Genomic DNA, 10,255 nt, shown 5'->3' on the forward strand with positions numbered 1-10,255 from the left:
ATTAAGGCCCACCTTTTTTCCACGTGATAAATACGCAGCCAGGGAGAGCAGGAAAATCAATGAAGCTAAAGGGGATAACGAGGAGTGAAGGCCGATTGGCGCAGAGGATGAGATAATATGAGAACGGGTGAGGGTTAAATGAGGTAATTATTTGTGGGTCTAATAATAAAAAAGCCCGCCGGTGAAATACCAACGGGCTTGCCTTTATTTATTCTCCGCGCTTGCCCCGATGCCGGTACAGCCACATCAGCTTATATGCCGCCGGAATGATAAATAGCGACAGCAGCGGCGCGGTGATCATCCCGCCAATCATCGGCGCGGCGATACGGCTCATCACTTCCGAACCGGCACCGGTGCCCCATAAAATCGGCAGCAGGCCGGCGATAATCACCGCCACGGTCATCGCCTTTGGCCGCACGCGCAGTACCGCGCCCTGATACAGCGCCTCGTCGAGCTTATCGGCGCTGAAGGTCTGCGGGTTCTCCAGCGATGGCTCCGCCTCGATGGCGTGGCGCAGATACATCAGCATCACCACGCCAAACTCCGCCGCCACCCCGGCCAGGGCGATAAAGCCGGTACCGGTGGCCACCGACAGATGGAATCCCATCCAGTAGAGGAACCAGATCCCGCCGACGAGGGCGAACGGCACGCTGGTGATAATCAGCAGCGCCTCGCCGAAGCGGCGGAACGCCAGGTACAACAGCACGAAGATAATCATTAGCGTCATCGGCACCATCAGCTTCAGCTTCTGATTGGCGCGCTCCAGCAGCTCAAACTGCCCGGAGTAGGAGACGCTGATGCCCGGCTTCAGCTTCACCTCTTTGCCGATGGCCTGCTGCAGATCGCGCACCACCGATACCATGTCGCGGTCGCGAGCGTCGATGTAGATCCAACTGGTCGGGCGGGCGTTCTCGGTCTTCAGCATCGATGGCCCGATAACGACCTTAACCTCGGCGACGTCGCCGAGCACGATCTGCTGCTTCAGCGGCGTGAGGATCGGCAACTGGCGGAGGGTCTCCGGGCTGTCGCGATAGCTCTGCGGGTAGCGGATGTTGATCGGATAGCGCTCGATGCCCTCTACCGTTTCGCCAACCATCGCGCCGCCGATGGCGGACGAAACAAACAACTGCACGTCGCCGACGGTCATGCCGTAACGGGCCGCCTTCTCACGCTGAATATCAATGTTGAGGTAGCGCCCGCCGACCAGCCGCTCGGCTAATGCCGAAGTGACTCCCGGCACGGTGCGCGCCACCACTTCAATTTGTTCGGCGATGGCGTCGATATCGGCCAGGTTAGTGCCGGAAACTTTAATGCCGATCGGGCTCTTGATGCCGGTGGAGAGCATGTCGATGCGGTTGCGGATCGGCGGCACCCACAGGTTTGCCAGCCCCGGCAAACGCACGGTTTTATCCAGCTCCTCGACGATCTTCTCCATGGTCATCCCCGGTCGCCATTGATCCTGCGGCTTGAGCTGAATCGTGGTCTCTACCATCTCCAGCGGCGCCGAGTCGGTGGCGGTTTCGGCCTTGCCGGTTTTGCCGAACACCCGCGCCACTTCCGGCACCGTCATGATCAGCTTATCGGTTTTCTGCAGCATATCCGCCGCCTGCGCAGCGGAGATCCCCGGCAGCGTTGACGGCATATACAGCAGATCGCCCTCGTTGATCTGCGGCAGAAACTCGCCGCCGACCCGGTTAAGCGGCCAAATCACCGTCAGGATCGACAGAAGCGCAATCAGCAGGGTAGTCTTCGGCCAGTGCAGTACCTTCAGCAGCAGCGGGTGATAAATGCGGATCAAAAAGCGGTTCAGCGGGTTGCTGTTCTCCGCAGGGATCTTGCCGCGGATCCAGAAGCCCATCAGGATCGGGATCACCACGATCGCCAGCAGCGCCGCCCCGGCCATCGACCAGGTCTTAGTGAAGGCCAGCGGGCCGAACAGTTTGCCCTCCTGGCCTTCGAGGGTGAAAATCGGGATAAACGACAGAGTAATGATCAGCAGGCTGATAAACAGAGCGGGGCCGACCTCCACCGACGCATCGGTAATGATTTTCCAGCGGATGTCGTTGCCGAGCTTCTCTCCCGGGTGCTGATGTTCCCACTCCTCCAGCCGCTTATGGGCGTTCTCGATCATCACGATGGCGGCATCGACCATCGCCCCTACCGCAATGGCGATCCCGCCCAGCGACATGATGTTGGCGTTGAGCCCCTGGAAATGCATCATGATAAAGGCGAAGCACAGGCCGAGCGGCAGCGAAATAATCGCCACCAGCGCCGAGCGCACGTGCCACAGGAACAGGGCACAGACCAGCGCGACAACGATAAACTCTTCCAGAAGCTTGTGGCTGAGGTTGTCGATGGCGCGGTCGATAAGTTGGCTGCGGTCGTAGGTGGTGACCACTTCAACCCCTTCCGGCAGGCTGCTTTGCAGCGACGCCAGCTTCTCTTTGACCGCCGAGATCACCTCGCGGGCGTTCTTGCCGGAGCGCAGGATCACCACGCCGCCGGCCACTTCGCCCTCGCCGTTAAGCTCGGCGATACCGCGGCGCATCTCCGGGCCAATCTGCACCCGCGCGACGTCGCCGAGATAGACCGGCACGCCGTTGTCACCGGTTTTCAGCACGATATTTTTGAAGTCGTCGAGCGTCTGCAGGTAGCCGCTGGCGCGCACCATATATTCGGCTTCCGCCAGTTCGACGGAAGAGCCGCCCGCCTCCTGGTTAGAGGCATCCAGCGCCGATTTCACCTCGCCGAGGCTGATGCTGTACTGGGTCAGCTTCATCGGGTCGACGACAATCTGATACTCCTTGACCACGCCGCCTACCGACGCCACTTCCGAGACGTTAGGAATGGTTTTCAGCTCATATTTTAAGAACCAGTCCTGCAACGAGCGCAGTTCGGCGAGGTCGTGTTTGCCGCTGCGGTCGACCAACGCGTACTCGAAGACCCAGCCAACGCCGGTGGCGTCCGGGCCCATTTCGGCGCTGACCCCGGCGGGCAGTTTGCCCTGCACCTGGTTGAGATACTCCAGCACCCGCGAGCGCGCCCAGTAAGGATCGGTGCCGTCTTCAAAAATCACGTACACGTAGGAGTCGCCAAACTGCGAGAAGCCGCGCACCGTTTTGGCGCCAGGGACTGACAGCATGGTGGTGGTCAGCGGCCAGGTGACCTGGTTTTCAACGATCTGCGGCGCCTGCCCCGGATAGCTGGTTTTGACGATTACCTGTACGTCGGAGAGGTCCGGCAGGGCGTCTACCGGGGTATGGACGATAGTCCAGGTCCCCCAGATGCTGAGAAACAGCGCCGCCATCATCACCAGGAAACGGTTGGCCACCGAGCGGCGGATAATCCATTCAATCATTGTTCCGTTCCTCAGTGCGCGTGGGCGGCAGGGGCTGTGACATCAGGAGCCTGCGCGCGCATGCGCTCCAGCGCGCCGGAGATATTGGCTTCCGAGTCGATCAGGAACAGGCCGCTGGCGACCACCTGCTCACCCTCTTGTAGCCCGCTACGAATGGCCGTAACGCCATTGGATTCGTGGAATACCTGCACGAGCTTCGGCACGAAGCGCCCCTCGTTATCCATGGTAATCACTCGCTGCTCGTTGCCGCTGTCGATCAACGCTTTTGATGGGATCAGCAGCATCGGCGCGCTTTCGCTGGTCAGTTTCAGATAGGCGTTCATCCCCGGCTTCAGCGCTTCATCCGGGTTGTTGACCTGCAGGCGCAGCTGCAGGGTACGGGTGGCGCTATCGACGCTGGGGAGAATGGTCCATTTGTTGATGTTGAAGGTTTTGCCCGGCCAGGCGGGAACCTGAATGGCGAACTGCGAGGCGTCTTTAATGAGCCAGGCGATGGATTCCGGCACCGCCACGCTGACCCACACCGGGTCCATGCCCTGAATTTTCGCCACCACATTATCTTTGGCGATATTCATTCCGGCACGCAGATCGAAGGCGGTAATAACGCCATCGATCGGCGCTTTGAGGGTAAAGCGGGTCTGGATTTTACGCGTGGTTTTCAGGCGGCGGATATCGTCATCAGGCATTCCGGCGAGGCGCAAACGCTCGAGGATCCCCTCGACCTGCGTGGCGGTGCCCCCGGTCTCCTGCAACAACAGATATTCGCTCTGCGCTTCCACCCAGTCTGGGATGGTCAGCTCGAGTAACGGCGTGCCTTGCTTGACTTTGTCGCCGACGGTTAGCGGATAGACTTTATTGATAAAGCCCGCAGCCCGCGCCTGCATAATTACGTACTGATACTCGTTATAGCTGATGTTGGCCGGGAAGGTCTGGGCGTAGCGCAACGGCCCGCGGCTGACCGCGGCGGTTTTTACGCCGAGATTCTGGGTCTGCGTCGGGTCGATACGCACCCCCGGCGCACCGGCGGCGGCACTCTCCTCATCAGCGTATTTCGGCACCAGATCCATATCCATAAACGGCGATTTACCCGGTTTATCAAAGCGAGTATTCGGGTACATCGGGTCGTACCAGAACAGCACTTTGCGCTGCTGCTCGGTCGCGGATGCGCTATTCAGGGGCGGCGTCAGTCGGGTATACAGCGCCGCGGTAAGCGCGCCGCCAATTACCATGCTGCCGAGGATCAGCGCCGTATTTTTCAGTGTCAGGGATGCCATGTGTCGTCCATTCAGTTGTTGAGGAGCCTACCGTCGCCGGGCCGTTATTGGGCGCGGATATCCTGTAACAGCGACAGATTGCCCTGCTGAACGAAGGTGAAATCCACGCTGTCGCCGTTCTTCACATTGTTGAGCTGTGTCTGCGGGGTGATGGTGAAGCGCATGGTCATCGGCGGCCAGTTCACCGCCGGGATGGCTTCGTGGGCGATGGTGATTTTTTTATTATCCATATCAATGGCTTTAATGATGCCTTTGCCAGTGATGCTTTGCGTCTGCGTGGCTGCGGGCTGCTCGTGCATTGCCATACCGGCGTGTGGGTCGGCGGCCTGGGCCACGAACATCACACCGGATAACAGCGTGAACAGGGCGATTTTAGACAGTGAATTCATAATCAAGACTCCTCGGGTTATTCCATCCAGCCGCCACCGAGGGCGGTGAACAGGGTGATTTCATTAGCCTGACGGGAATAGTTGAGTTCCAGCAGGGTTTGTCGGGTGGTGAAAATGTCGCGCTGGGCGCTCAGGACTTCGATGTAGCTGACCGCGCCGTGACGATAGAGCGCGGTGGCGCGCTGCAGAGTGATATTTAGTGAAGCGAGATAACGCTGCTGGGCGGCAATTTGATCGGCCAGGCTCTGGCGCAGGGCCAGCGCGTCGGCCACCTCTTTAAAGGCGGACTGTATTTTTTGCTCATAGTTGACCACCTGCTGCTGCTGGCGGATCTCCGCCAGATCGAGGTTGGCCTGATTACGCCCGGCGTTGAAAATCGGCAGTTCAATTTTGGGGATAAAGTTCCACATCGCACTGCCGGCGTTAAACAGGCTGGAGAGCTCGCTGCTGCTGCCGGAGAGCGAGCTGGTCAGGGTAATCGACGGGAAGAAGGCCGCCCGCGCGGCGCCGATATTGGCGTTGGCCGCCAGCAGGCTGTGTTCGGCCTCTAAAATATCCGGCCGCTGCAACAGGATCTCTGAGGAGAGCGACGGCGGCAGGGTTACGCCTTTCAGGTCCACCGCGCTGCTGGCGCTATCGTCCGGCAGCCGTTGATAGCTGCCGAGCAGTAGCTGCAGGGCGTTATTAGCCTGCGCCAGTTGACCTTGCCGTTTGGCGATATCGGCGCGAGTGCTTTCGATCATGCCGCGCGCCTGTTCCAGCGCCAGGACGGTGGTGCTGCCGGTCAGCAGCTGTTTTTCAACGAAGGCGTAAGACTGCTGATAGTTCTGCAAGGTGTCGTTCGCCACCTGCAACTGCGCCGCCGCCAGCCGCTGGTTGAAGTAGCTTTGTGAAACGTTAGCAATCAACAGGATATGCACCGCGCGCCGCGCCTCTTCGCTGGCGAAGAAGTTCTGTCGGTCGGCCTCGCTAAGGTTTTTCAACCGGCCAAAGAAGTCGAGGTCGTAGCTGAGATTCAAGCCAGCGGCATAATTGCTGCTGGTGGTGGTATCGCCTTTAAGCTTGCCGCCATAGGTGGTGCTGCCGTCGCCGTTAAGCTGCGGGTAGCGGTCGGCGTCGGTCACCCGGTACTGGGCGCGGGCTTCCTGCACTTTCAGCGCCGCCATCCGTAGATCGCGATTGTTGGTCAGCGCGGTACTAATCAGGCTTTTTACCTGTGGGTCGACGAAAAAGGTACGCCAGCCGGTTTCCTGGTAGCCCGCAGTCGCAGTAACCAGTTTGTTCTGGCTGAGAGAGAACTGCTGCGGCACCGGCGCGGTGGGGCGCTGATAGTCCGGAGCAAGTGACAGACAGCCGGTTAAGGCGAATATCACGCTGAGAGAAAGAAGCTTAATTGGGCGCATGACGGCAGACGGTTTTCGGCGATTTATCAATGGCGGATACTTTACGCAGCGGGCTCTGTTCAACGCGTGACAGGAAAATGACAAAGCTGTCATTTTCCTGATATTTCATTGCTATCCGGAGGGGCTCCTCTAAAATTGAATACCCGCACAGAGCGCGCGTGAAGGAGCCAGCCGTGAAGATTTTGATTGTCGAAGATGAGAAGAAAACCGGGGAGTACCTGACCAAAGGGCTTACCGAAGCCGGATTCGTCGTCGACCTGGCCGACAACGGCCTTAACGGTTATCACCTGGCGATGACCAGCGACTACGATCTGCTGATCCTCGACATCATGCTGCCGGACGTCAACGGCTGGGATATCGTGCGCATGCTGCGCGCCGCCAATAAAGGGATGCCGATCCTGCTGCTCACCGCGCTTGGCACTATCGAGCATCGGGTGAAGGGGCTGGAGCTGGGCGCCGACGACTATCTGGTGAAGCCCTTTGCTTTTGCGGAACTGCTGGCGCGGGTGCGCACTCTGCTGCGTCGCGGAGCGGCGGTAATAGTAGAAAGCCAGTTTCAGGCGGCCGATCTCAGCGTTGATTTGGTCAGCCGCAAGGTGATGCGCGGCGCGACTCGTATCACCCTGACCAGTAAAGAATTCACTCTGCTGGAGTTCTTCCTGCGCCATCAGGGCGAGGTGCTACCCCGCTCGCTGATCGCGTCGCAGGTGTGGGATATGAATTTCGACAGCGACACTAACGCCATCGACGTGGCGGTGAAGCGGCTGCGCGCCAAAATCGATAACGACTTCGAGCCGAAGCTTATCCAGACCGTGCGCGGCGTCGGCTATATGCTTGAGGTGCCGGATGGCCGCTAAGCGCCCCTTTTCGCTGGCCACCCGGCTGACCTTCTTTATCAGCCTCGCCACTATCATCGCTTTCTTTGCCTTCACCTGGATCATGATCCATTCGGTGAAGGCTCATTTTGAAGAGCGCGACGTTCACGATCTCAAGCAGCTCAGCACCACGCTTGAGACGGTGCTCAACCACGCCGACTACCCGCAGGAGCGGCGGCTGGAGATCTTAAAAAACGTGATCGGCGGCTACGCTAACGTCTTTATCTGTCTGGATGATGCCGAGGGCAATATCTTATTTCAGTCGCCAGACGGCCCGGAACTCAGCCATATTATGAGTACGCCGGGGCTGGCGATGAAGTTGCGCGACGGTAATGTGATTTCATGGACTGACCCGCAGCCGCGGGAAATGGTTCATGATAATCATCAAATGGAGACCCGCTCCTGGCGGCTAATCATGTTGCCGCTCGGCAAGCAGTCGGACGGTAAACCGGCCTGGCATCTGCTGATGGCTTTATCGATCGACTTTCACCTGCACTATATTAATGAACTCAAAGCGAAGCTGATTTCCGCGGCGTCGATAATCAGCCTGTTGATTATCGCCATCGTGCTGTTTGTGGTCTATCAGGGGCACAAGCCGATTCGCCAAATCAGCCGCCAGATCCAGAATATTACCTCGCGGGATCTCGATGTGCGCCTCGACCCGCAGGCGGTGCCCATCGAGCTGGAACGGCTGGCGCTGTCGTTTAACCATATGCTGGAGCGGATAGAGGATGTCTTTACCCGCCAGTCTAATTTCTCCGCCGATATCGCCCATGAAATCCGTACGCCGATTACCAACCTGGTGACGCAAACCGAAATCGCCTTGAGCCAAAGCCGCAGCCAGCAGGAGCTGGAAGAGGTGCTCTATTCCAATCTCGAAGAGTTTTCGCGCATGTCGCGGATGGTCAGCGATATGCTGTTCCTTGCCCAGGCGGATAATAACCAGTTAATCCCTGAACAACGGGCGCTGGATCTGGCCGAGGAAGTGAATAAGGTGTTTGAGTTCTTTGAAGCGTGGGCGGAAGAGAAAGAGGTGGCGCTGCGTTTTGTCGGTAGCCACTGCCGGGTGATTGGCGACCCGCTGATGCTGCGGCGGGCAATCAGCAACCTGCTGTCGAACGCGATCCGCTATACGCCGGCCGGACAGGCGGTGACCATTCAGTTGAGCGAAAGTGCCGAAAAGATCCGTCTGGTGGTGGAGAACCCCGGCGCGCCGATTGCTGCTGAACATTTGCCGCGCCTGTTTGACCGTTTCTATCGCGTCGACCCGTCGCGCCAGCGCAAAGGCGAGGGCAGCGGCATCGGTCTGGCGATTGTAAAATCGATTGTCAGCGCCCATCACGGCAGCGTAGCGGTGCAGTCCGATCTGCGCTCTACGCGCTTTATTATCGTGCTGCCGAAATATGCGCAATAACGGCTGAAAGCAAGCGGGCAGCGCCAGGCGGCTGCCCGCAGTATTGCCGTTCTTTTACTCTTCGAAGTACCAGTAGCCCTGATTAATCAGCCGCGTCAGCTCGCTCACGAATTCTGGATTTTGCAGGCCGCTGCCGAGCTCTTCTTGACCTAATGAGGTATAGCGGCACAATGCATCCAGCGCTTCGGCATCGGTGGTATCCAGCTGTTCGCTATGTACGAAGAAGCTGTCGCCGATATGCAGAACGCGCAGTCCGCTCAGGCGAGAAAGCTTTTCGCCGCCTAGCAGCGCATCGACCACTTCCTCTTCTTCATATGCCGGTTCCGCCGGAGCAATATCCAGCTCGTGACGCGGCGTGGTGACGAAACTGCCGAACCACTGCTTGAAGTCTTCTGGTTGGCGAATCATGTCGATCATCATGTTGCGCAGACGGTCGAGTTCATACTCTTCAACCCGGCCCGGATGGTCGCGGCAGGTGAGGTCCGGATCGCTGTAGTGTTCGCCGCCGAGATCGTTTTCCAGCACATAGTCGGCGAAGCTGCTGATCAGGTCGCGGCCATTTGGACCGCGGAAGCCGACGGAGTAGTTCAGCGCCGTTTCGTGAGTTACGCCGTCGTGCGGGAATCCCGGTGGAATATAGAGGATGTCGCCCGGCTCCAGATCTTCATCAATGATCGGTGGGAACGGATCGACGTGCAGCAGTGCCGGATGCGGACAGAACTGACGCATCGGCAGTTTATCGCCCACGCGCCAGCGGCGGCTGCCCATGCCCTGAATAATAAAGACGTCATACTGATCGATATGCGGGCCTACGCCGCCGCCGGGGACGGAGAAGGAGATCATCAGGTCGTCTAAACGCCAGTCAGGCAGCACGCGGAACGGGCGCACCAGCTCGGCGGCCGGCATATGCCAGTGGTTTACCGCCTGGGCCAGCAATGACCAGCCGCTTTCGCCCAGCCCGTCGAAATGCTCAAATGGGCCGTTACTGGCCTGCCATTTACCGTTAACCAGGCTGACCAGCCGGCTATCGACTTCCGGCTCCATGGCTAACCCGGCCAGCTCGTCTGGCGTGATGGGGTCGATGAAGTTCGGAAACGCCTTCTTTAATACGACCGGCTGCTTTTGCCAGTACTTCTCTAAAAACTCGGGCCAGTTAATGTTGAGTTGATAAGCCATAGATTATTACCAATAGGAAGAAACGGCTCTGATTATAGAAAGATGACGAAGCGGGGCGCTTTGTCATGGGTCAAGAGTGGTGCTTAATTCACCATTGGCGTGATAGCGGCGGTGGGGAAACGAGAAAAATCGCGTTTTCGCAAAAAAGTGGTTTCGGTAGGAAATGCGCTGCAGGCCGCATGAATACTGGGTTTTGTCGATTCGGTCTTACCGCGGATAAACGTGAAAAGCTTAATTAATGAGCGCTTGATAAGTTTTTTGTATTTTAAGGCTTGCTATATCTCAGCAGCTCCCTATAATGCGCTCCCACTGACACGGCAGATGTGAATCACTTCACACAAACAGCCGGTTCGGTTGAAGAGAAAA

The 10,255-nt window shown here is 58.2% G+C and carries 8 protein-coding genes; 2 read left to right on the forward strand and 6 right to left on the reverse strand.

Translation table 11 applies throughout. From position 1 onward, the window contains the following. Nucleotides 1–208: 208 nt before the first annotated feature. The 5 genes from ABLV17_RS10650 to ABLV17_RS10670 are packed head-to-tail and all read right to left on the reverse strand — an operon-like array spanning nucleotide 209 to nucleotide 6,533. Complete coding sequence (locus ABLV17_RS10650) at nucleotides 209–3,358, reverse strand: CusA/CzcA family heavy metal efflux RND transporter (protein ID WP_308958988.1); 3,150 nt, start codon at nucleotides 3,356–3,358, stop codon at nucleotides 209–211. 11 nt (nucleotides 3,359–3,369) lie between these two features. Continuing rightward, a complete protein-coding gene (locus tag ABLV17_RS10655) occupies nucleotides 3,370–4,632 on the reverse strand; it encodes an efflux RND transporter periplasmic adaptor subunit (RefSeq protein ID WP_308958989.1) in 1,263 nt (420 codons plus the stop codon). Between the two features lie 44 nt (nucleotides 4,633–4,676). Beyond that, nucleotides 4,677–5,021 carry a cation efflux system protein CusF gene (cusF, locus tag ABLV17_RS10660; protein ID WP_348854238.1) on the reverse strand — a complete coding sequence of 115 codons (345 nt, stop codon included), beginning with the start codon at nucleotides 5,019–5,021 and terminating at the stop codon, nucleotides 4,677–4,679. A 17-nt stretch (nucleotides 5,022–5,038) separates the two neighbouring features. After that, nucleotides 5,039–6,424: an efflux transporter outer membrane subunit gene (locus ABLV17_RS10665; RefSeq protein ID WP_308958991.1), complete on the reverse strand. Its 1,386-nt coding sequence runs from the start codon at nucleotides 6,422–6,424 to the stop codon at nucleotides 5,039–5,041. Next, nucleotides 6,411–6,533 (reverse strand): hypothetical protein, encoded by a 123-nt coding sequence (locus tag ABLV17_RS10670; RefSeq protein ID WP_257394921.1) that lies wholly within the window; start codon nucleotides 6,531–6,533, stop codon nucleotides 6,411–6,413. Before ABLV17_RS10670 ends, ABLV17_RS10665 begins: the two co-directional genes overlap by 14 nt. 64 nt (nucleotides 6,534–6,597) lie before the next feature. Here ABLV17_RS10670 and cusR point away from each other — a divergent pair, with 64 nt between their 5' ends. Further along, nucleotides 6,598–7,281: a copper response regulator transcription factor CusR gene (cusR, locus tag ABLV17_RS10675; protein ID WP_047046104.1), complete on the forward strand. Its 684-nt coding sequence runs from the start codon at nucleotides 6,598–6,600 to the stop codon at nucleotides 7,279–7,281. After that, nucleotides 7,271–8,713 carry a Cu(+)/Ag(+) sensor histidine kinase gene (locus ABLV17_RS10680; protein ID WP_087858381.1) on the forward strand — a complete coding sequence of 481 codons (1,443 nt, stop codon included), beginning with the start codon at nucleotides 7,271–7,273 and terminating at the stop codon, nucleotides 8,711–8,713. The genes cusR and ABLV17_RS10680 overlap by 11 nt, the downstream gene beginning before the upstream one ends. A 54-nt stretch (nucleotides 8,714–8,767) precedes the next feature. Here the strand turns inward: ABLV17_RS10680 and ABLV17_RS10685 are convergent, their stop codons facing one another. After that, a complete protein-coding gene (locus ABLV17_RS10685; RefSeq protein ID WP_087858382.1) occupies nucleotides 8,768–9,889 on the reverse strand; it encodes a cupin domain-containing protein in 1,122 nt (373 codons plus the stop codon). Nucleotides 9,890–10,255 lie beyond the last annotated feature (366 nt).

The sequence above is a fragment of the Klebsiella sp. CN_Kp091 genome (genome assembly GCF_040065095.1).
GTDB classification, from domain to species: domain Bacteria; phylum Pseudomonadota; class Gammaproteobacteria; order Enterobacterales; family Enterobacteriaceae; genus Klebsiella; species Klebsiella aerogenes.